This is a genomic window from Methylobacterium sp. E-066 (assembly GCF_022829635.1).
Taxonomy (GTDB): domain Bacteria; phylum Pseudomonadota; class Alphaproteobacteria; order Rhizobiales; family Beijerinckiaceae; genus Methylobacterium.
This window is the reverse complement of the sequence record NZ_JAKSYO010000172.1, coordinates 25,299-49,568: the sequence shown is the minus strand read 5'-3', so window position 1 is coordinate 49,568 and position 24,270 is coordinate 25,299. Positions and strand designations below refer to the sequence as shown.

25 protein-coding genes are annotated in these 24,270 nt (G+C 68.9%); 12 read left to right on the top strand and 13 right to left on the bottom strand.

The window, feature by feature from the left end; translation table 11 throughout:
* The first annotated feature begins 2 nt into the window (after window positions 1–2).
* The 4 genes from MKL20_RS23910 to MKL20_RS23895 all read left to right on the top strand — a co-directional run bounded on the left by MKL20_RS23910 (window position 3) and on the right by MKL20_RS23895 (window position 3,100).
* Complete coding sequence (locus MKL20_RS23910) at window positions 3–1,058, top strand: ABC transporter ATP-binding protein (RefSeq protein WP_244038762.1); 1,056 nt, start codon at window positions 3–5, stop codon at window positions 1,056–1,058.
* Entirely contained in the window at window positions 1,055–1,972 is a 918-nt protein-coding gene (locus tag MKL20_RS23905; protein WP_244038761.1) for an ABC transporter permease, read from the top strand. The genes MKL20_RS23910 and MKL20_RS23905 overlap by 4 nt, the downstream gene beginning before the upstream one ends.
* Window positions 1,969–2,742 (top strand): ABC transporter permease, encoded by a 774-nt coding sequence (locus tag MKL20_RS23900; protein ID WP_244038760.1) that lies wholly within the window; start codon window positions 1,969–1,971, stop codon window positions 2,740–2,742. The genes MKL20_RS23905 and MKL20_RS23900 overlap by 4 nt, the downstream gene beginning before the upstream one ends.
* A 133-nt stretch (window positions 2,743–2,875) precedes the next feature.
* Complete coding sequence (locus MKL20_RS23895) at window positions 2,876–3,100, top strand: hypothetical protein (RefSeq protein ID WP_244038759.1); 225 nt, start codon at window positions 2,876–2,878, stop codon at window positions 3,098–3,100.
* A gap of 24 nt (window positions 3,101–3,124) precedes the next feature.
* Here the strand turns inward: MKL20_RS23895 and ureG are convergent, their stop codons facing one another.
* The 8 genes from ureG to MKL20_RS23855 form a co-directional block, all read right to left on the bottom strand.
* Complete coding sequence (gene ureG / locus MKL20_RS23890; RefSeq protein WP_244038758.1) at window positions 3,125–3,742, bottom strand: urease accessory protein UreG; 618 nt, start codon at window positions 3,740–3,742, stop codon at window positions 3,125–3,127.
* Window positions 3,743–3,751: 9 nt separating this feature from the next.
* Window positions 3,752–4,462 (bottom strand): urease accessory protein UreF, encoded by a 711-nt coding sequence (locus tag MKL20_RS23885; RefSeq protein ID WP_244038757.1) that lies wholly within the window; start codon window positions 4,460–4,462, stop codon window positions 3,752–3,754.
* A complete protein-coding gene (locus MKL20_RS23880) occupies window positions 4,428–4,922 on the bottom strand; it encodes an urease accessory protein UreE (protein ID WP_244038756.1) in 495 nt (164 codons plus the stop codon). The genes MKL20_RS23885 and MKL20_RS23880 overlap by 35 nt, the downstream gene beginning before the upstream one ends.
* A 34-nt stretch (window positions 4,923–4,956) precedes the next feature.
* Window positions 4,957–5,436: a DUF29 domain-containing protein gene (locus MKL20_RS23875; protein WP_244038755.1), complete on the bottom strand. Its 480-nt coding sequence runs from the start codon at window positions 5,434–5,436 to the stop codon at window positions 4,957–4,959.
* Between the two features lie 33 nt (window positions 5,437–5,469).
* Window positions 5,470–7,197 (bottom strand): urease subunit alpha, encoded by a 1,728-nt coding sequence (ureC, locus tag MKL20_RS23870; protein ID WP_244038754.1) that lies wholly within the window; start codon window positions 7,195–7,197, stop codon window positions 5,470–5,472.
* Between the two features lie 5 nt (window positions 7,198–7,202).
* Window positions 7,203–7,619 (bottom strand): PIN domain-containing protein, encoded by a 417-nt coding sequence (locus MKL20_RS23865; RefSeq protein ID WP_244038753.1) that lies wholly within the window; start codon window positions 7,617–7,619, stop codon window positions 7,203–7,205.
* Window positions 7,616–7,912 (bottom strand): AbrB/MazE/SpoVT family DNA-binding domain-containing protein, encoded by a 297-nt coding sequence (locus MKL20_RS23860; RefSeq protein WP_244038752.1) that lies wholly within the window; start codon window positions 7,910–7,912, stop codon window positions 7,616–7,618. Before MKL20_RS23860 ends, MKL20_RS23865 begins: the two co-directional genes overlap by 4 nt.
* An 81-nt stretch (window positions 7,913–7,993) precedes the next feature.
* On the bottom strand, window positions 7,994–8,614 hold the full coding sequence (locus MKL20_RS23855; protein WP_244038751.1) for an urease subunit gamma: 621 nt from the start codon (window positions 8,612–8,614) through the stop codon (window positions 7,994–7,996).
* Between the two features lie 214 nt (window positions 8,615–8,828).
* On the opposite strand from MKL20_RS23855, the gene MKL20_RS23850 reads away from it, so the two are divergent.
* Window positions 8,829–9,107 (top strand): hypothetical protein, encoded by a 279-nt coding sequence (locus MKL20_RS23850; RefSeq protein WP_244038750.1) that lies wholly within the window; start codon window positions 8,829–8,831, stop codon window positions 9,105–9,107.
* Window positions 9,108–9,121: 14 nt separating this feature from the next.
* Here MKL20_RS23850 and MKL20_RS23845 read toward each other — a convergent pair whose 3' ends face one another.
* Both MKL20_RS23845 and MKL20_RS23840 read right to left on the bottom strand, forming a co-directional pair.
* Window positions 9,122–9,301 carry a hypothetical protein gene (locus tag MKL20_RS23845; RefSeq protein ID WP_244038749.1) on the bottom strand — a complete coding sequence of 60 codons (180 nt, stop codon included), beginning with the start codon at window positions 9,299–9,301 and terminating at the stop codon, window positions 9,122–9,124.
* Between the two features lie 286 nt (window positions 9,302–9,587).
* Window positions 9,588–9,809, bottom strand: coding sequence for an HOOK family protein (locus tag MKL20_RS23840; protein ID WP_244038748.1), 222 nt, complete (start codon window positions 9,807–9,809; stop codon window positions 9,588–9,590).
* A 381-nt stretch (window positions 9,810–10,190) separates the two neighbouring features.
* On the opposite strand from MKL20_RS23840, the gene MKL20_RS23835 reads away from it, so the two are divergent.
* The 6 genes from MKL20_RS23835 (at window position 10,191) to MKL20_RS23810 (ending at window position 18,811) form a co-directional block, all read left to right on the top strand.
* A complete protein-coding gene (locus MKL20_RS23835; RefSeq protein ID WP_409568192.1) occupies window positions 10,191–11,390 on the top strand; it encodes an efflux RND transporter periplasmic adaptor subunit in 1,200 nt (399 codons plus the stop codon).
* Between the two features lie 61 nt (window positions 11,391–11,451).
* Window positions 11,452–14,610, top strand: coding sequence for an efflux RND transporter permease subunit (locus MKL20_RS23830; RefSeq protein WP_244038746.1), 3,159 nt, complete (start codon window positions 11,452–11,454; stop codon window positions 14,608–14,610).
* A gap of 114 nt (window positions 14,611–14,724) precedes the next feature.
* The gene (locus MKL20_RS23825) at window positions 14,725–15,861 is read left to right on the top strand and encodes a CaiB/BaiF CoA transferase family protein (RefSeq protein WP_244038745.1); all 1,137 of its coding nucleotides are present in this window, start codon (window positions 14,725–14,727) and stop codon (window positions 15,859–15,861) included.
* Window positions 15,862–16,069: 208 nt separating this feature from the next.
* Window positions 16,070–16,819 (top strand): glucose 1-dehydrogenase, encoded by a 750-nt coding sequence (locus MKL20_RS23820; protein ID WP_244038744.1) that lies wholly within the window; start codon window positions 16,070–16,072, stop codon window positions 16,817–16,819.
* 8 nt (window positions 16,820–16,827) lie between these two features.
* On the top strand, window positions 16,828–17,976 hold the full coding sequence (locus tag MKL20_RS23815) for an acyl-CoA dehydrogenase family protein (RefSeq protein WP_244038743.1): 1,149 nt from the start codon (window positions 16,828–16,830) through the stop codon (window positions 17,974–17,976).
* A 1-nt stretch (window position 17,977) separates the two neighbouring features.
* Complete coding sequence (locus MKL20_RS23810) at window positions 17,978–18,811, top strand: MaoC family dehydratase N-terminal domain-containing protein (protein WP_244038742.1); 834 nt, start codon at window positions 17,978–17,980, stop codon at window positions 18,809–18,811.
* 309 nt (window positions 18,812–19,120) lie between these two features.
* Here MKL20_RS23810 and MKL20_RS23805 read toward each other — a convergent pair whose 3' ends face one another.
* Together MKL20_RS23805 and ade are read right to left on the bottom strand one after the other, a co-directional pair.
* The gene (locus tag MKL20_RS23805) at window positions 19,121–19,546 is read right to left on the bottom strand and encodes an organic hydroperoxide resistance protein (RefSeq protein WP_092039214.1); all 426 of its coding nucleotides are present in this window, start codon (window positions 19,544–19,546) and stop codon (window positions 19,121–19,123) included.
* A 91-nt stretch (window positions 19,547–19,637) separates the two neighbouring features.
* Complete coding sequence (gene ade, locus MKL20_RS23800; protein WP_244038741.1) at window positions 19,638–21,359, bottom strand: adenine deaminase; 1,722 nt, start codon at window positions 21,357–21,359, stop codon at window positions 19,638–19,640.
* A gap of 148 nt (window positions 21,360–21,507) precedes the next feature.
* Between ade and ilvD the strand changes: the two genes are divergently transcribed.
* Complete coding sequence (gene ilvD, locus MKL20_RS23795; RefSeq protein ID WP_244038740.1) at window positions 21,508–23,337, top strand: dihydroxy-acid dehydratase; 1,830 nt, start codon at window positions 21,508–21,510, stop codon at window positions 23,335–23,337.
* Window positions 23,338–23,583: 246 nt separating this feature from the next.
* Here ilvD and MKL20_RS23790 read toward each other — a convergent pair whose 3' ends face one another.
* Window positions 23,584–24,267, bottom strand: coding sequence for a GDSL-type esterase/lipase family protein (locus MKL20_RS23790; protein ID WP_244038739.1), 684 nt, complete (start codon window positions 24,265–24,267; stop codon window positions 23,584–23,586).
* Window positions 24,268–24,270 lie beyond the last annotated feature (3 nt).

Sequence of the window (24,270 nt, the reverse complement as noted above, 5' to 3'; positions counted from 1 at the left end):
CCTTGCCGGACGCACCCGCGCTGCGCCTGCGCCTGGAGGATCTGACCAAGCGCTTCGGCACGCATGTCGCCGTCGATGCGGTGAACCTCGACTTGGAGCCCGGAGAGTTCTTCTGCCTGCTCGGGCCGTCCGGCTGCGGGAAGAGCACCCTGCTGCGCATGATCGCGGGCTTCGAGACACCGAGCTCCGGCCGTGTGCGCCTGGGCGAGCAGGACCTGACCGCCCTGCCGCCGCATCGGCGGCCGGTGAACATGATGGTCCAGTCCTACGCGCTGTTCCCGCATATGAGCGTGGCCGGGAATGTCGGCTACGGCCTGAAGGGTCTGGGCCGGGCCGCCGCGTCCGCCCGGGTGGCGGAGCTGCTGCGCCTCGTCCGCCTCGACGGTTTCGGGGATCGCCGCCCCGACACGCTATCGGGCGGGCAGCGCCAGCGGGTCGCGCTCGCCCGGGCGCTCGCCCGCGAGCCGAAATTGCTTCTCTTGGACGAGCCTCTCGGCGCCCTCGATCGCGGCTTGCGCGAGGAGACACAGGCCGAGTTGCGCGCCGTGCAGCGCCGTCTGGGCACCGCCTTCGTGGTGGTGACCCACGATCCCGAGGAGGCGATGATGCTCGCCGACCGCATCGGCGTGATGGAGGGCGGCCGGCTCGCCCAGGTCGGGCCCGCGGCCGAGCTGTACCGGCGCCCGGCCAGCCGGTTCGTGGCGGGCCTGCTCGGCGACGTGAATCTCATCCCCGGCCGGCTCGGACCCGCCGAGCCCGGCGACAGCCGCGCGGTGCAGACCGCACATGGGACGATCCGCGGTTCCGCGACGGCGCTGCCAGACGGCGCGTCAGTGGTCGTCGCGGTGCGCCCGGAAGACCTCGTCATCGGCACCGACGGGCTGCCGGTGACGATCGCCGATACGGTTTTCTTGGGCGACCGCCTGCGCCGGACCCTGCGCCTGCCGGATGGCACTGTGTTGCGGTCGAGCGGGCGGCCGGGCGACGAGAACGACCCCGTAGGATCGGAGATCCGCGCCGGCTTCGCCGCCGCGGACGCCGTGATCCTGCCGGCATGAGGGGCACGGTGCCGGGAAAACGCCTGTTCGACCGGCTCGTGCGCCTGCCGCCGTTCCTGTGGCTGACGGCGTTCTTCCTGCTGCCCTTCGCGATCACCCTGAAGATCAGCCTGTCGGAGCCGGCGACCGCGATCCCGCCCTACCTGCCGGTGCTCGATTGGCAGGGCGGGCTCGACGGCTGGTCGAGCTTCCTCGAAGCCCTGAACCTCGACAATTACACGACGCTCGCCGCCGACACGCTCTATCGCGACGCCGCCCTCGGCTCGCTCGGCTACGCGCTGGCCGCCAGCCTGATCCTGGTCGCCCTCGGCACGCCGCTCGCCTACGCGCTGGCCCGGACGCCGTCCGGCTGGCAACCGCTCCTCGTCGCCCTGGTGGTGGTGCCGTTCTGGACGAGCTTTCTGATCCGGATCTACGCCTGGATCGCGATCCTCAAGCCCGAGGGCCTGCTGAACCTGATCCTGCGCCGGCTCGGCCTGATTACCGAGCCGCTGATCATGCTGAACACCGACGCCGCGGTGATCGTCGGGCTGGTCTACGCCTACCTGCCGTTCATGGTCCTGCCGCTCCACGCGGTGATGAACCGCCTCGACCCGGCCCTGCGCGAGGCCGCGGCGGATCTCGGCGCCTCGCCGACCCGGGTGTTCTGGACCGTGACCCTGCCGCTCAGCCTGCCCGGGATCGCGGCCGGTGCCGGCCTCTGCTTCATCCCGATGGTCGGCGAGTTCGTGATCCCGGATCTGCTCGGCGGCTCCGAGACCCTGATGCTCGGGCGCGTGCTCTGGAGCGAGTTCTTCTCGAACCGCGACTGGCCTCTCGCCTCCGCGGTGGCGGTGCTGATCCTCGCGATCATCATCGGCCCGGTTGTGCTGTTCCGCGACAGCCTGCGCGCCAGCGAGGAGGGCCGCCCGTGACCTGGGTGACCCGCACCGCTCTCGTGCTCGGGCTCGGCTTCCTCTACGCGCCGATCGTGGTGCTGATCGCCTACTCGTTCAACGCCTCAAGCCTGGTCACCGTCTGGGGCGGCTTCTCGACGAAGTGGTACGGCGCGCTGCTGGCCGATGCGCCGCTGATGGCGGCGGCCTGGGTGTCGTTTAGGGTCGCGCTGCTGGCGAGCCTGATCGCCACGATCCTCGGGACGCTCGCGGCGCTCGCCCTGGAGCGCCACGGCCGCTTCCGCGGACGGGCGCTGTTCACCGGGCTGATCTTCGGGCCGATGGTCATGCCGGAGGTGATGATCGGCCTGTCGCTCCTCCTGATGTTCATCGGCATCGGAATCGACCGGGGCATCGCCACGATCGTGATCGCGCATGCCACCTTCTGCACCGGCTTCGTCGCCGTCGTCGTGGCGGCCCGCCTTCGCGGGCTCGACCGCGGCCTCGAAGAGGCGGCCGCCGATCTCGGCGCGGGGCCGATGCGGGTGTTCCTCACCATCACGCTGCCGCTGCTCGCGCCAGCGGTGCTCGCCGGCGCGCTGCTGGCCTTCACCCTGTCGCTCGACGACCTCGTCATCGCGAGCTTCGTCTCGGGCCCGGGCTCGACCACCCTGCCGATGCGGCTCTACGGCCAGGTCCGGCTCGGGGTGAACCCGGAGATCAACGCCGCCTCGACGCTCCTCGTGGTGCTGGTCAGCGCCTTCGTGCTGCTGGCCTCATGGCTCACCGTCAGGCGCTCGCGCGCCTGACGCGGTTTTCATCCGGCTCGGACCCGACCCCTCATACACGACGTGCGCTCGCGCACGCAGCCACGCTTCCTCTGACCATACTCTCGCGGAGAGCCCGCTGCTTCATGCAGCGAATCCATGAGGGACCCTCGTCATGATTCGTGCTCTGACTCTGTTTTCCCTGGCCGCATTACTCACCGCATCGGCCGCAGAAGCCCGCTCCGCCCGCGTCCACGCAAAGCCCCTGCCCAACCCGGCCACCAAGGCACGTGAGTCGGCGCTGAAGGATTTCGACGCCCGCATGAGCCGGCTGGATGCCCTGATGGGTCTGTCGCCCAAGACCTCTCCGCGCTCGCGCTCGGCGGATGCCGGCCGCTGAGAACGGTCAACCGATGGGGTCGGGTCAGCGGCCGAGGCCGCCGGCCTCCTCGATGAAGCGCGCGACGGCATCCGCGCCGTCGCCGCCCCGCAAGGACGCGAACACGTAGGGTCGTGCGCCTCGCATCCGCTTGGTGTCGGCTTCCATCACCGAGAGATCGGCGCCGACCAGCGGCGCCAGATCAGTCTTGTTGACGATCAGCAGGTCCGATCGGGTGATGCCCGGGCCACCCTTGCGGGGAATTTTTTCGCCCCCTGCCACATCGATCACGTAGAGGGTGATGTCGGCGAGTTCCGGCGAGAACGTCGCCGCCAGGTTGTCGCCGCCGGATTCGATCAGCACCAGATCGAGCTTCGGGAAGCGCCGGCTCATCTCGGCGACTGCCGCCAGATTGATCGAGGCATCCTCGCGGATCGCCGTATGCGGGCAGCCGCCGGTCTCGACCCCCAGGATGCGCTCCTCCGGCAGGGCGCCGGCCACTGTCAGGATCCGGGCATCTTCCTTCGTGTAGATGTCGTTGGTTATCGCGCAGATCTCGTAGCGCTCACGAAAACGCTTGCAGAGTTGCTCCATCAGGGCCGTCTTGCCGGAGCCCACGGGGCCGCCGATGCCGACGCGGAGCGGGCCGTTCGAGGAGGTCATGCTGCGCCCTCAGGATCGAAAGATGCGGGAATATTGCGTCTCGTGCCGGAACGAGCCGAGATCGAGGCGGAAGGTGGCGGAGCCGATCGCGTCGAGATCCGCGTCGCCCGCGTCCTCGGCGAGCCGGACGATGCGGGGCGTCAGGGCGGCGATCACCCGCGTGCCCGCGGCCTGCCCGACCGGCGCCGCCCGCAAGGCTGCCGAGACGAGGTTTTGAACGAAGGCGAGCCCGTAGGCGGCCAGCAGCGGCGGCAGCGGCATCCCGTGCGCGCCCGCCGCCGCACCGACCGCCACCGGATACGCGACCGGCCCCGGTAACTGCTCGGCCAAGATCGAGAAGGTTTCGCAGGGCCAGGCGCCGAGCGTGGCGTCGAGGAAGCTGCGGCCCTGCTGGCTGGTCTCCAGATGCAACTCGCGCGACGGCGCCAGGGCCAGGGCCAGGTCGTTGATCGCGACGATCGCGTCCGGGGAGTCCGAACCCGCCACCCGATGGGCATGGGCCGCGAGGATCAGATCGTTGCGCAGGGCACCGTGCACGCAGACATCGGCGAGCCAGGCGGTGAGGCTCGGCTCGTCGCGCACGTCGCCGGTCTCGGCGGCCCATTCCAGCCCGTGCGAATAGGCGTAGGCGCCCACCGGATAGCCCTGCGACAACCACGCCATCAGCCGCAACGCGTCCAGGCTCTCACCCATCGGCGTGGTGGTGATGGTGGCCGCCATGGGGGTGATCGTGGCCGTGGGCGTGGCCGCCGGAATAGGCCCCGCCCTCCGGCCGGAACGGGCGCTCGACCGGCTCGGCGGTGCCGCCCAGGCCCCGGACCATGTCGGCCAGCACATGATCGTCGGCGATCCAGACTGCCTCCGCGCCGATCTCGGCCGGGATGTGCCGGTTGCCGATATGCCAGATCAGCCGCTTGAGGGCGTGGTCGCTCGCGGCGCGGATCTCCAGCAGCCGCTCGGGGGCCGCCTCGACCCAGACGAGCCGGCCATCCTCCAGCACCAGGGCGTCGCCGTCATCGAGCACGGCGGCCTCCGGCAGATCGAGCAGAAACCCCAAGCCCCCGGCGCCGCGCATGGCGACGCGGCGGCGATGGCGCTCGCCGGAATCCAGGACGACCCGGTCGACGATCTCGCCGCCGGACAGGTGCTCGCGGCGGAGGATGCGGGTGGCGCGGATCATGATCGTCGCGCGATGTCGATGTGGCTCCTCGTCGTCACACGAGATCCTCTTCGGGTGGCCCAGGATAGAACGCGAGATCGAGGATCTGTTTCACGGCATACGGACACGTCTCTGGAAATGTCTTCTCCGGAAGACGTGTTTCACTGGACGCGCCGAGCGCGGCGAGGCGATAAGCACTTTGCAGCACATGATCGGGCCAGGATCGCAAGCTCGGGCTCGTATCCAATAGGCCGTCTATCCGGATGCGCTGCTCCACGATGGTGGTACGCCAGCCGTATTTCCGCTTCTCCGGCTGAAACTCCCATTTCAGCAGGTGAAGAATCAGGACGGCGAGGCGGCTTCGGATCTCGGATTTTTGCGACCCGCCCAAACTCTCGATCTCCTCGGCAACGTTTAGCTCGTCGATCTCCGACCATCGGCCAGCCCGGAGCAGAGCGGATTGCTGCTCGGTCCAGAGGTAGAGATCGGTGCCATAGAGATCTGATTCTGGCGTTTTCAGCGCGGCCTTCGCCATTTCTGGCCTCCTGTCCGTCCGCTCCACGATAGCTCAGAACAGAAAATAGCGCTGCGCCATCGGCAGCACCTCGGCCGGCTCGCAGACCAGCAGTTCGCCGTCGGCCCGGACATCGTAGGTCTCGGGATCGACCTCGATCACCGGCGTTGCGTCGTTCAGCACCATGTCCTTCTTGGAGATACCGCCACGGACGTTCTCCACCGCGACCAGCTGCTTCTGCACGCCGAGCCGCTCCCGCAACCCGTCCTCCACCGCCGCCCGGGAGACGAAGGTCAGCGCCGTCGCGTAGGGCACGCGGCCGTAGGCGCCGAACATCGGGCGGTAATGCACCGGCTGGGGCGTCGGGATCGAGGCGTTCGGGTCGCCCATCGGCGCGGCCGCGATGCTGCCGCCCTTCAGCACCAGATCGGGCTTCACCCCGAAGAAGGCCGGCGTCCAGAGCACGAGGTCGGCGAGCTTGCCGGGCTCCACCGAGCCGATATGCTTCGACACGCCGTGCGCGATGGCCGGGTTGATCGTGTATTTGGCGACGTAGCGCCGGGCGCGCAGGTTGTCGGTGCCGGAGGTGTCGCCTGCCAGCGCGCCCCGCTGGCGCTTCATCTTATCGGCAGTCTGCCAGGTGCGGATCACGACCTCGCCGACCCGGCCCATGGCCTGGCTGTCCGACGACATCATCGAGAGCGCGCCGATATCGTGGAGGATGTCCTCGGCCGCGATGGTCTCGCGCCGGATCCGGCTCTCCGCGAAGGCGAGGTCCTCCGGAATCGACGGGTCGAGGTGGTGACAGACCATGAGCATGTCGAGATGCTCGTCGATCGTATTCTTCGTGTAGGGCCGCGTCGGGTTCGTGGACGACGGGAGCACGTTCGGCAGCCCGGCGACCTTGATGATGTCGGGTGCGTGGCCGCCGCCCGCCCCCTCGGTGTGGAAGGCGTGGATGGTGCGGCCCTTGAAGGCCGCGATCGTGTCCTCGACAAACCCCGATTCGTTGAGCGTGTCGGTGTGGATCATGACCTGGATGTCGTGGGCATCCGCCACCGACAGGCAGGTGTCGATCGCCGCCGGTGTCGTGCCCCAATCCTCGTGGAGCTTGAGCGCGCAGGCTCCGGCCCGGACCATCTCGATCAGGCTTTCCGGCCGCGAGGCGTTGCCCTTGCCGGCAAAGGCCAGGTTCATCGGGAAAGCATCGGCGGCCTCGATCATCCGGGCGATGTGCCAGGGGCCGGGCGTGCAGGTGGTGGCGAAGGTGCCGTGCGCCGGCCCGGTGCCGCCGCCCAGCATTGTGGTGACCCCCGAGCACAGGGCCTCCTCGATCTGCTGCGGGCAGATGAAGTGGATGTGGCTGTCGAAGCCCCCGGCCGTGAGGATCTTGCCCTCGCCGGCGATCACCTCCGTGCCGGGGCCGACCACGATGTCGACACCCGGCTGCACGTCGGGGTTGCCGGCCTTGCCGAGCTTGAAGATCCGCCCGCGCACAATGCCGACATCGCATTTCACGATGCCCCAATGGTCAAGCACCACCGCGTTGGTGATCACCGTGTCGACCGCTCCGGCCGCGTTCGTGACCTGGCTCTGGCCCATCCCGTCGCGGATGACCTTGCCGCCGCCGAACTTCACCTCCTCGCCGTAGGTGGTGAAGTCGCGTTCCACCGTGATCTCGAGGCAGGTGTCGGCGAGCCGGATGCGGTCCCCCGTGGTCGGGCCGAACATGTCGGCATAGGCCGAGCGGGGGAGGGCGGCGGGCTTCGGGGTGTTGGCCATGCGGGTCAGGGCTCCCGGCGCAATCGGGTGAGGGCGTCCGCGGGTTCGGCCTTCCGATCGAAGGTCAGCGTGGTCCCGCATCCGGCCGAGCGGTTGATGGCGCCGATGAGGTGATCGGCGAAATCGCCCCGGCCGCCGGCCCAGGCCGACAAGGCGGACTCGGCCGCTTCGCGGTGATCGAGGACGACGTTCGATGCGTTGAGCAAGCGGCGGATCACCGAGACGAGAGCGGCCTTCTTCTGGCGCAAGGGCCGCGCCAGAATCCAGACGGTCTCGGCGAGCACCACCGCATTGACGAAGAACTGGGCGTCGCGCCGGCTCAAGGCTTCCGCAGCGAGCGCGGTCTGTTCCGGCGCATCGTCCGGCCAAACCGTTTCATCGACGAGCCAGCGCAGCAGCACGTTCGTGTCCAGCCCGATCACGCCTCGTCGTCCTCGGCCACATCGTGCCTCCGGTTCCAGCGGGCGGCGCGGCTGGCCTCGATCCAGTCAGACATACGCGCGTCATCGACCGGCGCGAGCGGATCACAGCTCTCGCGGCCGACGATGCCGCGAAGCGCGCCCAGCGCATCGGTCCGTGCCTCGACCAGGAAACGGCCATGCGCATCCTGGGTGAAGACCAGCTTGTCGCCCGCCTTCACGCCGAGTGCTTTGCGCAGCGAGGCCGGCACGGTCACCTGACCCTTAGACGTAATCTTGGCCTCCGCCGCCTTCATGCGCCTCTCCTTACCGTACGCAACATCAGTAAGGAGATCGGGGAGAGACCCGCAAGGGCAGCGAGCCGGCTTTCGGCCGAGTTATAGCTTACCCATCACGTCGCCGCGGAACCCGTACACGGTGCGCCCGCCCGAGAGCGGCACCAGCACCACCTCCCGGGTCGAGCCCGGCTCAAAACGCACGGCGGTGCCGGGTGCGATGTCGAGGCGCTGCCCGCGCGCCTTCTCGCGCTCGAAGACGAGGCCCGGATTCACCTCGTAGAAGTGATAGTGCGAGCCGACCTGGATCGGCCGGTCGCCGGTATTGGCCACCGTGATCACCGTGCGGTCCGCGCCCGCGTTGAACACGATCTCGCCGGGCAACGTCGTCACCATGCCGGGCACATCGGTGGAGACCGCCCCCCGGATCGGGTGATGCACGGTCACGAGCTTGGTCCCGTCCGGAAACGTCGCTTCCACCTGGATGTCGTGGATCATCTCGGCGATGCCGGGCATCACTTGGTCGGCGGTGAGCACGTTCGCCCCCGCCTGCATCAGCTCGGCGACGCTGCGCCCGTCGCGGGCGCCCTCGACGACGAAGTCGGTGATCAGCGCCACCGCCTCGGGATGGTTGAGCTTGACCCCGCGCGCCAGGCGGTTGCGCGCCACCTGCGCCGCCATGGCGATGAGCAGCTTGTCCTTCTCGCGGGGCGTCAGCAGCACGGGATACCTCGTCGTCGCGGCGACGGGAGCAAGGATCATGCGTGGCGCGGGGTCAAGGGTACCGCTGACCCGTCCGACATCGGCGAGAAGCGGCACACCGGTCGAGACGCGCCGCGCTCTGGATCCGGCTAGGCAGATCGCGGGGATCGATGCAAAACCAGCGCTCGGTGAGCGCAGTCATGCGCGTCTTCGCGGATGTCATGGACACGCAAGCTTGGGTCGCTGCGTCGGCGCCGTTCAGGCCCGCGCCGGCCTCCTCGAATCCCTCGGCACGCCCCTCATGAACGATCCCGGCCCGCACGAACGCGACGCACAGCGACCTGACCCATACGACATCGATGTCAGGCTGGGACAGCACGCGGTCGGGCTGCTCCTAGCCGCCCAAGACAGTGGCGACCCGGCCCTGATCGCGCAGGCCGAGGCGATGGCCGTGGCGGTCGGGTTCGCCCTGGCGTCGCGTCTGCCGGGTTCTGGAGAGGCTGGCGAGTCCTGACGCCTGGCGAATCGTCAGACCGCCTCGTCGTACCCACCGATCAGCTGCATGGCCCGCAGCCGCGCCGTCCGCTCGTCGCGGGCGCGGCGATCCGCCTCCAGGGCGGTCCAGAGGGCGATCAGGTCGGCATTGGGCTGCGGCTCGGTCGCCGCATCGGCCTCAGTCGCTGTATCGGTGGGATCGAAGGCGTCCATGTCGTGGCATCCCGCGCCTTGAGCTGCGGTCCGGTATCAGCACAGCACTTACGCAGTCCAGCCTCAAATACAGGCATCACCTGTACAACCGGCCGGCTTCGTCACGCGGAACGGGGATTCGGGCGACCCCATTGCGACCGGATGCTTCCGCGCGAGCCCGTGATCCGAATCCGTCGGCGGTCTTAGCCTCCGCAAGCTTGCGCAAACTTGAGAAACAAAACGGACACGCGGACGTGGCACCTGTCCGATCCGCTCGGCCGCGCGTCATCCGCACGGTGGGCCGCTCTCAACCCCTCGTCAGCGTGGCGATGATGGATTCGACGACGTCGATCTGGTGTTGCACCGCGACCAGCCGCGGGCCCGCGGCCGCGCCGTCGCCGAGCACGAAGGTGCCCTTCTGCCGGCGCGTGTCGCGCAGCTTCCGCACCGAGGCGACGATGGTCTGCCGCTCTTCGAGAAGGGCGGCCCGCAGCTCGTTCAAGCCGTCCAGTTCCAGCGTTTCGGCCATGCGGGGTTCCGGTCTCCTGGCTGTAGGGCCGGACGCGACGGCATCCGATCCCGAGCGCGTCCGCGCCGCGGATTGCCGCGCGGCGATCCGATCGTGCGGCTCATCTGCGATGCCTTTGCCGCGCGTGCAATCGGCGCCGCCCGCAGCGCTCGCCTCGCTTATAACGGATGCTTCCACGGCGGCGATCGGCAGAGCGCCCGAATATCGCCGCATCGATTGTATGCTAGGGAATGCAATAATCTCGATCGGCGTTCTGCAGCGTCCGGCGCAGCCCGAACACGCAAGGGCCAGTCAGGCATGCTGAGCCACGATGACAGCCATCGCGAAGCGACTCGATCGGACGAGGCTGTCGCATTCCACGGTGAGGGGGAACCGCGGCCGATGACGGGTGAGCGGAAGCCGCGGCGGTCCCGCGGTTTGGTGACGACGATCGTGGCCCTCGCCCTCCTGGGCGGCGGGGCCTACGGCTACGTGCGCACGACGCAGCGGCCGGTGACCAAGGCGAAGGCGGCGGCGCCCGTACTCGTGCCGGTGACCCTCGGGATGGTCGAGCAGGGGCCGTTCGCGCTGGTGCTGAACGGGCTCGGCACGGTCCAGGCCTACAACACCGTTCAGGTGCGGACCCGCGTCGATGGCGAGATCCGCCAAATCGCCTTCCGCGAGGGCCAGACGGTCCGCGCGGGCGATATCCTGGTCCAGATCGACCCACGCCCCTATCAGGCCGCCCTGGACCAGGCGAAGGCCAAGAAGGAGCAGGACACCGCCAACCTCAACAACGCCAAGGCGGATCTCGTCCGCTACACCGGGCTCGGCGCCTACGCGTCGCGCCAGCAGACCGAGACCCAGACCGCCATGGTCGCTCAGCTGACCGCGCAGGTCGCCTCCGACCAAGCGTCCATCGACAACGCCACCACGCAGCTCAGCTACGCCACGATCCGGGCGCCGATCGACGGCGTCACCGGTTTCCGGCAGGTCGATATCGGCAACATCGTCACCGCGGCGGGCCTGTCGGCGATCGTCACCATCACCCAGGTCGAGCCGATCTTCGTGGTGTTCACCGCGCCGGAGGACCAATTGCCCTCGATCGTCGTGGCCCTGCGGGCGGGCGATGTGCCGGTCTCGGCCTGGACCTCGGACGGGCTGACCAAGCTGGCCGAGGGCAAGCTCGCCCTGTTCAACAACCAGGTCGATACCGCCACCGGCACGATCCGCCTGAAGGCGGTGTTCCAGAACCAGAACCACGCTTTGTGGCCCGGCCTCTCGGTCTCGACCAAGATGCGGGTCGGTACGGTGGCGGCGGCCACGACGGTGCCGGACGATGCCGTCCAGCACGGGCCCGACGGCCTGTTCGCCTTCGTGATCGACGAATCCGGCCACGCGCATCAGCGGGTGCTGAAGGCCGGGCGCTCCGATTCCGGCCGGACGCAGGTGCTGGCTGGAGAGCTGAAGCCCGGCGAGCGGGTGATCACCGCCGGGCAGTACAAGGTCCAGGACGGCAGCCTCGTGGCCGATCCGCATGCGTCCCACACGGCGCAAGCCGAGGAAACGGCGCCGGGGCGGTCGGCCAAGGCCGATCCGTGATGGGCTCCGGCATCGAGAGGGCGGCTGCGATGCCGCGTGAGGATCTGCGAGAGGATCTGCCATGAAGGCTGGCATCTCGGCGCCCTTTATCCGCTTCCCAGTGGCGACCACACTGATCATGGTCGGCATCCTGTTCCTCGGGATGGTGGCCTATCCGCTGCTCGGCGTCGCGCCGCTACCGCAGGTGGATTTCCCGACAATCCAGGTCACCGCGCAATTGCCCGGCGCCAGCCCGGAGACCATGGCCTCCTCGGTGGCCCAGCCCCTGGAGCGGCAATTCTCGCAGATCCCGGGCGTCGCGCAGATGACCTCGACAAGCTCGCTCGGAATCTCGACGGTCACGGTCCAGTTCGACCTCAACCGCAATATCGACGGCGCGGCCAGCGACATCCAGGCGGCGATCAACGCGGCGAGCGGCCAGCTGCCGAAGAACCTGCCGACCCCGCCGACCTACCGGAAGGTCAACCCAGCCGATTCGCCGATCCTCCTGCTCTCGGCGACCTCCCACAGCATGCCGCTGATCGAGGTTGACGATGCGGTGGACGTGCAGCTCGCCCAGCGGATCAGCCAGATCTCGGGCGTCGCGCAGGTGTTCATCGGCGGCCAGCAGAAGCCCGCGGTGCGGATCCAAGTCGATCCGGCCAAGCTCGTGGCCAAGGGCCTGTCGCTGGAGGATATCCGCACGCCCCTGTCGCTCACCACGGTGAACAACCCGAAGGGCAGCATCGACGGCGTGAGCCACAGCTACACGATCTTCGCCAACGACCAGCTCACCACGGCGCAGAACTGGAACGACGTGATCGTCGCCTATCGCGACGGCGCGCCCCTGCGGGTGCGCGACATCGGCACCGCAATCGCCGGTCCCGAGGACACCAAGCAGGCGGGCTGGACCAACGGCCAGCGCGGCGTGTTCCTGGTGGTCTTCAAGCAGCCCGGCGCCAACGTCATCGACACAGTGGACAGCATCAAGGCGCAGCTGCCGCGCCTGACCGCGACCCTGCCGGCCGGCATCAAGATCGGCATCCTCAGCGACCGCACGCAGACAATCCGCGCCTCCGTGGAGGACGTGCAGTTCACGCTTCTGATCACCATCGTGTTGGTGGTCGGGGTGATCTTCGTGTTCCTGCGCAGCTTCTGGGCGACCGTGATCCCGAGCGTGACCGTGCCGCTCGCCCTGCTCGGGGCCTGCGCGCTGATGTGGCTGGCCGGCTATACCCTCGACAACCTGTCCCTGATGGCGCTCACCATTTCGGTTGGCTTCGTGGTCGACGACGCCATCGTCGTGCTGGAGAACATCAGCCGTTACGTCGAGGAGGGGATGCGGCCCATGGAGGCCGCGTTCAAAGGCGCGGGCGAGATCGGCTTCACCATCGTCTCCATCTCGGTGTCGCTGATCGCCGTGCTGATTCCGCTGCTGCTGATGGGCGGCATCATCGGCCGCCTGTTCCGGGAATTCGCCGTCGTCCTGTCGATGACCATCGCGGTCTCGGCCTTCGTGGCGCTGACGCTCACGCCGATGATGGCGGCCCGCCTCCTCAAGCCCCACGGCACCGGCCACCACGGCCGCCTGTACCGGGCGAGCGAGGCGGTGTTCGACGGGCTGCTGGCCTCCTACGCGAACGGCCTCGACCTCGCCCTGCGCTTCCGGTTCATCACGCTGCTGACCTTCTTCGCGACCCTGGCGCTGACGATCCACCTGTTCATCGTCATCCCGAAGGGGTTCTTCCCGCAGCAGGACACCGGCTTCATGATCGGCGTCACCGAGGCGGGCCAGGACATCTCGTTCTCGGCGATGAAGGCCCTGCAGGAGAAGGTCGGGGCGATCGTCCAGGCCGATCCGGACGTGGCGACGGTCGGCATGTCGCTCGGCGGCAACGGACAGGCGCTCAATTCGGGGCGCATGTACATCACCCTCAAGCCCCGCGAGGAGCGCGAGGCCGACGCGTTCCAGATCATCGGCCGCCTGCGGCCGAAGCTGGAGCGGGTCGCAGGGATCCGCACCTACATCCAGGCGACGCAGGACGTGCGCACCGGCGGCCGGACCTCGCGGACGCAGTTCGAATACACCCTCCAGGACCCGGATCTCGCCGAACTGAACGCCTGGGCGCCGCGCATCCTCGACAAGATGAAGACGCTGCCGGAATTGCGCGACGTCGCCACCGACCAGCAGAACCGCGGCACCACCCTGACGCTGGCGATCGACCGCGACGCCGCCTCCCGCTACGGCATCACGCCCCAACTGATCGACGACACCCTCTATGACGCGTTCGGCCAGCGGCAGATCGCCCAGTACTTCACGCAGCTCAACAGCTATCACGTGATCCTGGAGGTGCTCCCGGCCCTGCAGGGCAGTGTCGAGAGCCTGGACAAGATCTACATCAAAGCCCCGATCGGTGGCGGGCAGGTGCCGCTCGCGGCCTTCGCCCGCTGGACCACCGATCCGGTGGCGGCGCTAGCGGTCAACCACCAGGGCCAGTTCCCGGCGGTGACGATCAGCTTCAACCTCGGACCCAACGTCGCGCTGGGGCAGGCCACCGACGCGATTGGCCGGGCCATGAAGGACCTCGAGGTGCCGCCCACCGTGGTCACCGGCTTCCAGGGCACCGCGCAGGCATTCCAGCAATCGCTGTCGACGGTGCCGCTGCTGATCCTGGCGGCCCTGTTCGTCGTCTACCTGATCCTCGGCATCCTCTACGAGAGCTTCATCCACCCGATCACGATCCTCTCGACCCTGCCCTCGGCCGGCGTCGGTGCGTTGGCCGTGCTGATGTGGGCGGGTTACGATTTCAGCCTGATCGCGCTGATCGGCATCATCCTCTTGATCGGCATCGTGAAGAAGAACGGCATCATGCTGATCGACTTCGCCATCGTGGCCGAGCGCGAAGAGGGCTTGAGCCCGGAGGAAGCGATCCGCAAGGCGGCGCTGCTGCGGTTCCGACCGATCTTGATGACCACCATGGCGGCTTTGCTCGGCGGCATCCCGCTGATGCTCGCCACCGGTACCGGCTCCGAGATCCGCCAGCCCCTCGGCTACGCCATGGTCGGCGGCCTCGCTGTGAGCCAGATCCTGACCCTGTTCACGACGCCGGTGATCTACGTCTATCTCGACCGGCTGGCGCATCGCTTCTCCTTCCGGGACAAGCCCGAGGCGGTGGACGCATTGCTGGCCGAGCCGGGCGAGGCAGCCCACGACCATCGGCCTCTGCGCGCCGCGGAGTAGCGCCGCGGTTGCGCGCCGGATGTCAGCCGCCCCCGCTTGGCGGCGCGCGCGGCCGACCCAGTTCCTCCCGTTCCGGCCTCGCGAAGCGGGGCGTTCGGGAGATTGGGGGCCTGGATGCGTGTGAACCGGCCGTTGCAGGGGCTGACCGTCCTGGCTCTGGAGCAGGCCGTTGCCGCGCCCTACTGCACCTCGCGGCTGGCCGATGCCGGCGCCCGGGTGATCAAGATCGAGCGCCCGGAGGGGGATTTCGCCCGCGGCTACGATTCCGCCGTCAACGGGCTGGCGAGCTACTTCGTCTGGCTCAACCGCGGCAAGGAGAGCCTCGTCGCCGACATCAAGGATCCGGACGATGCCCGCCTGCTGCACGCGATCCTGGAAGACGCCGACGTGTTCGTGCAGAACCTCGCCCCCGGGGCCGCCGCCCGGGCGGGCTTCGGCTCGGCGGAGTTGCGGGCGCGCCACCCGCGGCTGATCACGGTCGATATCTCGGGCTACGGGTCCGGCCACGCCTACAGCGACATGAAGGCCTACGACCTGCTGGTGCAGGCGGAAAGCGGCATGGCCGGCATCACCGGCCACCCGGCCGGCCCGGGCCGCGTCGGCGTCTCGGTCTGCGACATCGCCTGCGGGATGAACGCCCATGCGGCGGTGCTGGAGGCGCTGATCGCCCGCTCCATAACCGGCGAAGGCTGCGCCCTGGAGGTCAGCCTGTTCAGCGGCGCGGCCGACTGGATGAATGTGCCGCTGCTCTACTTCGAGGGCACCGGCCGGGAGCCGCAGCGGGTCGGCCTCGCCCATCCCTCGATCTCGCCCTACGGCGCCTATCCCACCGCCGACGACAGCCTCGTACTGATCTCGATCCAGAACGAGCGCGAATGGGCGAATTTTTGCGACACGGTGCTGGGCGAGCCGGATCTCGCCCGGGCCGAGGGGTTTTCGTCGAACAACGCTAGGGTGGCGAACCGCGCCGCCGTGGACCTGCGCGTCGGCGCCGCCCTGGTTCGTTTGAGCCGCGACGCGGCCGCCGCCCGGCTCAAGGCCGCCGGCACCGCCTACGGCTTCGTCAACTCCCTGGCCGACCTCGCCACCCATCCGGCCCTGGTCCGCGCCGAGGTCGAGACCTCGGCGGGAACGGCCCGCATCGTCGCGCCACCGGTCCTGATCGACGGCGAGGTCCGTGCGCTCGGCCGGGTGCCCGATATCGGCGAGCACAGCGCAAAGATCCGACGCGAGTTTGAGGCGGAGAGATGAGTGCGCGATGCACCAGGAAACCCACCCGCGCCCTCATCTTGAGGTGCTTGCGCGAAGCGCGAGCCTCGAAGGAGCCCTCCAGATGGCGCCGCGATCCCTGGAGGGCTCCTTCGAGGCGGCCGCTGCGCGTCCGCACCTCAGGATGAGGTGGTGGTCTGGAGAGGCGTAAGCGTTGAACACGCTTGAAAACAAAATCCGGGAGGAAACGATGAGGCTAAGCGAAAAAATCGCACTCGTGACGGGCGCCGGGAGCGGGTTCGGCGCGGGCATCGCCGAGCGCTTCGCCGCCGAGGGCGCCCGGGTCGCCTGCGTGGATATCGACCGGGCGGCGGCCGAGCGGGTCGCTTCAGGCATCGGCGCGAATGCCATCGCGATCGCCGCGGATGTCGGCTCGGCGGCCGATGTCGAGGCCAGCGTTGCCGAAACCCGGGAGCGGTTCGGCATCCCCCACATCCTGGTCAACAATGCCGGCACCACCCACCGCAACAAGCCGCTGCTGGAGGTGACCGAGGACGAGTTCGACCGGGTGTTCCGGGTGAACGTGAAGTCGATCTTCCACTCCGTCCGGACGATCGCCCCGCTGATGCGCGACCAGGGCGGCGGCGTGATCCTCAACGTCAGCTCGACGGCGGCGCTCCGGCCGCGCCCGGGGCTGACCTGGTACAACGCCTCCAAGGGGGCGGCGAGCCTCGCCTCGAAGTCGCTGGCGCTTGAGCTGGCCCCCTGGAAGATCCGGGTGAACGCCCTGTGCCCGGTGATGGGCGCCACCGCGCTCCTCGAGCACTTCATGGGCGTGCCCGACATCCCCGAGAACCGCGAAAAATTCATCGCGACGATCCCCCTCGGGCGGATGTCGCGCGCCGAGGACATCGCCGCCGCGGCCCTGTTCCTGGCCTCCGACGAGGCCGAATTCATCACCGGAATCGACCTGCCGGTCGATGGCGGCCGCACGGCCTGAGGCGCGCGATGGAAGCCTATACAGAGATCCGCGAGGCGGTCGCCAAGCTCTGCGCCAGGTTCCCCGGCCCGTACTGGCGGGCGCTCGACCGGGAGATGGCCTATCCGACCGCGTTCGTGACCGCGCTCACCGAGAGCGGCTATCTCTCGGTCCTGATCCCGGAAGCGTATGGCGGCTCCGGCCTGCCGCTCTCGGCCGCCGCCGCGATCCTGGAGGAGGTCCAGCGGGCGGGCTGCAACGGCGGCGCCTGCCACGCGCAGATGTACACGATGGGCACGCTGCTCCGGCACGGTTCGGAGGCCCAGAAGGCCGCCTACTTGCCGGCGATCGCCGAGGGCCGCCTGCGGCTTCAGGCCTTCGGGGTGACCGAGCCGAGTTCGGGCACCGATACCGGCAGCCTGAAGACCACCGCCCGGCGCGACGGGGACCACTACGTCGTCAACGGCCAAAAAATCTGGACCAGCCGGGCCGAGCATTCGGACCTGATGCTGCTCCTGGCCGGCACGACGCCGAAGACCGAGGACATGAAGCGCACCGATGGCCTATCGGTGCTGCTCGTCGACATGCGGGAGGCGATCGGCAACGGCCTGACCATCCGGCCGATCCGCACCATGATGAACCACGCCACCACAGAGGTTTTTTTCGACAACCTCCGGGTGCCGGCGGAGAACCTGATCGGCGAGGAGGGCAGGGGTTTCCGCTACATCCTATCCGGCATGAATGCCGAGCGCATCCTCATCGCCGCCGAATGCGTCGGCGACGCCAAGTGGTTCATCGACAAGGCGAAGGCCTACGCGTCGGACCGGTCGGTGTTCGGCCGGCCGATTGGCGCCAACCAGGGCGTGCAATTCCCCATCGCCAAAGCCTACGCCAACATGCGCGCGGCCGAGCTGATGGTCCGCGAGGCGCTGAGTCTCTACGAATCCGGCGCCAATCCGGGCGCGGAGGCCAACATGGCCAAGATGCTCGCCGCCGACGCCTCGTTCGAGGCCGCCAATGCCTGCATCCAGACCCATGGCGGGTTCGGCTTCGCCGAGGAATACGACATCGAGCGCAAATTTCGCGAGACCCGCCTCTACCAAGTCGCGCCGATCTCCACGAACCTGATCCTCGCCTACCTGTCCGAGCACGTGCTCGGCCTGCCGCGTTCGTACTGACATGACCGACCTCAAAGCCTGGATCGGCCGCACCCGCGAGACCTCGGACCTCGTCACGCCGCGTCTGCTGGCCGAGTTCCGGGCGACCTTCGCGCCGCACCTCGCTCCGATGCCGGATGGCGCGGCCCCGCCGGCCTTGCACTGGTGCCTCGCCCCGGAGACGCCGCCCGCCGATTCCCTCGGGCCGGACGGCCATGCCGCCAAGGGCGGGTTCCTGCCGCCGGTGCCGCTGCCGCGGCGGATGTGGGCCGGTGGGCAGGTCGAGACGCTGTCCGAGTTGCGCGAGGGCGACCTCGTCACCCGCACCGAGACCGTGCGTAACGTGGCCTTCAAGGAGGGGCGTAGCGGCCAGCTCTGCTTCGTCACCGTCGAGCATGCGGTCGCCACGGCGCGCGGGCTGGCGATCCGGGAGCGGCAGGACATCGTCTACCGGGAGGCCGCCGGGGCGCAGAGCGGGGCGGGGGGCGTGGCCGAACGCGACGACGCGTCCAATTACGAGCAGGTCTGGGCCGTGCCGGCGACGCCGACGCTGCTGTTCCGCTACTCGGCCATGACCTTCAACGGCCACCGCTTCCACTACGACCAGCCCTACGCGACCCAGGTGGAAGGCTACGCTGACCTCGTGGTCCACGGACCGATCCAGGCGACGCTGCTGATGAACCTCGCCGCGACCCTGCTCGGACGCATGCCGCGGACCTTCACGCATCGCGGCGTCTCGCCGATGACCGCCAACCAGATGTTTCGGGTCTGCGGGCGGCGGACAGGGGAGGGGTTCGAGGGCGTGACCCTCGACGAGGCCGGCCATGTCTGCATGCGGGCGCAGGCGGCGGCGTAAGCGCTTACCCTTCGGAATTCAGCTGTGCCGTCATCGCGAGCGCAGCGAAGCGACCCAGTGCAGCGCGCGATTTGCGGACGTAGCGCGACCCTGGGTTGCTTCGCTGCGCTCGCAATGACGGGGAGGGCACTGCCGACCCTACAAATATCCCACCCGCGACCTCATCCTGAGGTGGCGCCACTTGGCGGCGCCCTCGAAGGAGGGCTCCAGCGATCGCTGCGACCGCTGGAGGGCTCCTTCGAGGCGCGCGCTTCGCGCGCACCTCAGGATGAGGGGGAGGGTTGGAGAAGGGCCGAATGACGGCCCGGCTCAGGCGAGCGTCAGACCGACATCGACGTTGCCGCGGGTGGCGTTCGAGTACGGGCAGACCTGGTGGGCGGCGTCCACGAGCTTCTGCGCGTCGGCGCGGTCGAGGCCCGGCAGGCTGACGGTCAGGTCGGCCGTGATGCCGAAGCCGCCCTCGGAGCGCGGGCCGATGCCGACATCGGCGGTGACGGTGGTCTCGGCCGGGACCTTGAGCTTCAGCGAGGGGGCGACCGCCTTCAGGGCGCCGAGGAAGCAGGCCGAGTAGCCAGAGGCGAAGAGCTGCTCCGGGTTCGCGCCCGGGCCGCCAGCGCCGCCGAGCTCCTTCGGGGTCGCGAGCTTCACCTCGAAGCTGCCATCGGCGGTCTTCGCCGAGCCGTCGCGGCCCCCGGTGGCAGTCGCGGTGGTGCGGTACTTCACGTCTACGGACATGGGAGACTCTCCGATTCCAGGAAGAGAGTCGGCATCTAGGGCCGCCTCCCTTCTCTGCATAGTCCCGAGATAGATTGCGCGCAATTCATTTTCAAGGATCGACCAGCGCGAACCGGTCGACATCCACAAGCCCCTTGTCGGTGATCTTGAGGTGCGGGATCACCGGCAGCGGCAGGAACGCCACTTGGAGGAACGGCTCCGGCAGCACGACGCCGAGGCCGCGCGCCGCCGCCCGCAGGGTCACGAGCGCGGAACGAATTGAATCGAACGGCAGAAGGCTCATCAGCCCGGCCACCGGCAGGGCGATCTCGGCCAGAACCCGGCCGCCCTCGACCACGACGAAGCCGCCCTCGATGGCGCCGAGCCGGTTCACCGCCACGGCCATGTCGGCATCGTCGGCGCCGACGACGGTGATGTTGTGGCTGTCATGCCCGACCGAGGAGGCGATGGCGCCGCGCTTCAGCCCGAACCCCTTCACGAAGGCGACGCCGATGCCGCGCTCCCCCGGCGGCGTCTTTCCGTGGCGCTCGACCACGGCGACCTTGATCACGTCCTGGTCCAGGTCGATCCGGCGCTCGCCATCGACATAGGGCAGGGACAGGTCGTGCCGGAGGGTGATGATCTTGCCCGGCATGACGCCGATTACCGGGGTCGAGGGCCCGGAGCCCGGGGCCGCGAAATCGGCCGCCGTCACCCGGCGCGCCCGCAAGCTGCCCCGGCCGATCGGCTGGATGGCCGGCCGATTCGCGAACAAGGCGTCCTCCACCAGCCGCCCGGCGCTGAACACCTGCGCGACGCGGCAATCCAAGAAATCATCGAGTACGACGAGGTCGGCGCGTTGGCCTGGCGCCACGAGGCCGCGGTCGTGCAGCCCGAAGGCCCGGGCCGCCGACCACGAGGCGGCGCGATAGGCCGCCAGCGGCGGCGCCCCCAGCACGATGGCGGTGCGGATGACGAAGTCGAGATGGCCCTCCTCGGCGATGTCGAGGGGGTTCCGGTCGTCGGTGCAGAAGGCCAGGAACGGCGCCGTGCCTTCGGTCAGGATCGGCGCAAGGGCATGCAGGTCCTTGGAGACCGAGCCCTCCCGGATCAGCACGGTCATGCCCTTCGAGAGTTTCTCCATCGCCTCTTCGGGCGTGGTCGCCTCGTGCTCGGTGCGGATGCCGGCGGCGATGTAGCCGTTGAGCGCGGCGCCGCGCAGCAGCGGTGCGTGGCCGTCGATATGCCGGCCCTGGAACGCCGCGAGCTTTTCCAACGCGCCCGGGTCGCCGGCGAGCACGCCCGGAAAATTCATGAACTCGGCGAGCCCGATCACCTTCGGATGGTTGGCAAAGGCCAGCAGGTCAGCCGCCGCGATCCGCGCCCCTGAGGTCTCGAGATGGTCGGTGGCCGGCACGCAGGAGGAGAGCTGGACCCGCAGGTCCATCGACAGGGTCTCGGACGAGGCCAGGAACCACGCGAAGGCGTCGGTGCCGAGCACGTTCGCCATCTCGTGCGGGTCGCAGATGCCGGTGGTGACGCCGTGGGGCAGGACGCAGCGCTCGAATTCCTGCGGCGGCATCAGCGAGGATTCGACGTGGAAATGCGTGTCGATGAAGCCCGGCACCACGACCTTGCCGGACACGTCCACTTCGCGCCGGCCGCGATAGCTGCCGAAGGTGCCGACGATCCGGTCCCCGCAGATGGCGATGTCAGAGGCCACGAGATCGCCGGTGACAAGGTCGAGGAAGCGCCCGCCCTTGAGCACGAGGTCGGCCTCGGTCCGGCCCTGGCCCTGGTCGATGGCGCGCCGCAGGAAATCCACTCGGTCCATCGCGCGACTCAGCCCCTCTTCGATCCTGGTATTTGCCAGGAGCATGCCACGGTCGCACCCGTTCCGGCGACGCTTGCAGCGGCGCGGCGGCGGGCGCAGAAGCCCCCCACCTTTGAAAGATCCGCTTCTGAACCGATTGAACCGCGCGATGCCAGCCTATCGTTCCCGCACCACCACCCATGGCCGCAACATGGCCGGCGCCCGCGGCCTGTGGCGCGCCACCGGCATGAAGGACGGCGATTTCGGCAAGCCGATCATCGCGGTGGTGAACTCGTTCACGCAGTTCGTTCCCGGCCACGTGCATTTGAAGGATCTCGGCCAGCTGGTGGCGTGGGAGATCGAGAAGGCCGGCGGCGTCGCCAAGGAGTTCAACACCATCGCGGTCGATGACGGCATCGCGATGGGCCATGACGGCATGCTCTACTCGCTGCCCTCCCGGGAGCTGATCGCCGATTCCGTCGAGTACATGGTCAACGCGCACTGCGCCGACGCGATGGTGTGCATCTCGAATTGCGACAAGATCACCCCCGGCATGCTCATGGCCTGCCTGCGGCTGAACATCCCCACCGTGTTCGTCTCCGGCGGCCCAATGGAGGCCGGCAAGGTCCAGCTCCCCGGCATCGCGAAGAAAGTGGATCTGGTCGATGCCATGATCGCGGCGGCCGACGACCGGATCTCGGACGCCGATGTCGAGGTGATCGAGCGCTCGGCCTGCCCCACCTGCGGCTCGTGCTCGGGCATGTTCACGGCCAACTCGATGAACTGCCTCACCGAGGCTCTGGGCCTCGCCCTGCCGGGCAACGGCTCGGTGCTGGCGACCCATGCCGACCGAAAGCGCCTGTTCGTGGAGGCCGGCCACCTGATCGTCGACCTCGCCCGCCGTCATTACGAGCAGGACGACGCGAGCGTGCTGCCGCGCGCCGTGGCAAGTTTTTCCGCGTTCGAGAACGCCATGACGCTCGACATCGCCATGGGCGGCTCGACCAACACGGTGCTGCACCTGCTGGCCGCCGCCCATGAGGGCGAGGTGCCGTTCACCATGGCCGATATCGACCGGCTGTCCCGGCGTGTGCCGGTGCTGTGCAAGGTCGCCCCGGCGGTGGCCAACGTCCACATGGAGGATGTCCACCGGGCGGGCGGGATCATGGGCATCCTGGGTGAGCTCGACCGGGCCGGGCTGATCGACACCGAGACCGGCAACGTCTCGGCCGGGACCCTCGGCGCGGCGCTCGCCCGTTGGGATGTGCGTAACGACCCGAGCGCCTCGGTCCAAGAGTTCTACCGCGCAGCCCCCGGCGGCGTGCCGACCCAGGTGGCGTTCAGCCAGGAATCCCGCTTCGACGCGCTCGACCTCGACCGGGAGGGCGGCGTGATCCGCAATGCCGCCCATGCCTATTCGCAGGATGGCGGGCTGGCGGTGCTCTACGGCAACCTCGCCGAGCAGGGCTGCATCGTGAAGACGGCGGGCGTCGATGCCTCGATCCTCACCTTCGAGGGGCGGGCCCGGGTGTTCGAGAGCCAGGACGCGGCGGTGGACGGCATCCTCAACGGCAAGGTCACGGCCGGCGAGGTGGTGCTGATCCGCTACGAGGGCCCGCGCGGCGGCCCCGGCATGCAGGAGATGCTCTATCCGACGAGCTACCTGAAATCGAAGGGCCTCGGCAAAGCCTGCGCGCTGGTCACCGACGGCCGCTTCTCCGGCGGCTCCTCGGGCCTGTCGATCGGCCACGTCTCCCCCGAGGCGGCCGAGGGCGGCCTGATCGGCCTCGTGCGCGACGGCGACACCATCGCCATCGACATCCCGGCCCGGAGCATCCACCTCGCGGTCGAGCCTGCTGAGCTGGAGCGGCGCCGGGCCGCACAGGAGGCGGCCGGCTGGCAGCCGGCGAGCCCGCGCAAGCGCAAGGTCAGCACGGCGCTCCGCGCCTACGCGATGCTGACCACCAGCGCGGCGCATGGGGCAGTGCGGCGGGTGTGATTGAGGGCTGGCTTTCAGAGAGGCTGTCTTTCGAGCCTGGGAAATCGAGGTGACGATCTCAGGTTCGATCGCCTTGTCATTCCGGGGCGCCGCAGGCGAGCCCGGAATCCAGAGCCGCCGACAGCGCAAGACCTTGACCTGTCGGCGGTTATGGATCCCGGGCTCCGCTTCGCGGCCCCGGGAGGACGCGTCGGATATCAATGCCTTGAGATAATTCCGGGGCTTATCGCCGAGCCAACTTTCTCATCAGCGCAGAACCAACATGAGGACCAGGCCGGCAATCACGATCGCAACTGCGGCGACAAGCACCGCACGCCACCGTCCGCCGAACTTCCGCCCCGTCGCACCACTGGACGCCTGAACCACATCCCCCGCCGGCGCCCGCCCCAACGCCGCCAGCATCAGCGGCTCGATCGCCTTGTACCCGGCCGGGCTGAGATGCAGCCCGTCGGTGGTGTAGGCCCGGCGCAGCGCCCCAGATTCGTCCGCCAGAACGGCATGGTAGTCGATGAAGATCGCGCCGTGCTCGTGCGCGTGATCGCGCAGCCACGCATTCACCGCCGCGATCATCGCCGGGGCGTCCGGGACCTCGGGGTTCCAGGGGATCCGGGCGGCCGGCAGGATCGACCCGATCCAGGCCGTCACGCCCAGCGCCCGGGCCTCGTCGAGCATGCCGGCGAGCGTCCGGGCGATGTCGTCGGCCGGGACGAAGAAGCCCTCGTTGCGCCCGATGTCGTTGACGCCGCATAGGAGATGGACGCCCCGGGCGCCGGTCTCCTCCAGGTCGCGGCGGAACCGCATGGTGATCCAGCGCGCCGTCTGGCCGGACCCGCCCCGCGGGATCAGGTCGTGCGCCGCGAAGGTCGCCGCCCGGTGGAAGCCCCAGGCCTCGGTGATCGAGTCCCCGATGAAGACGATCGGCCGGACCAAGGC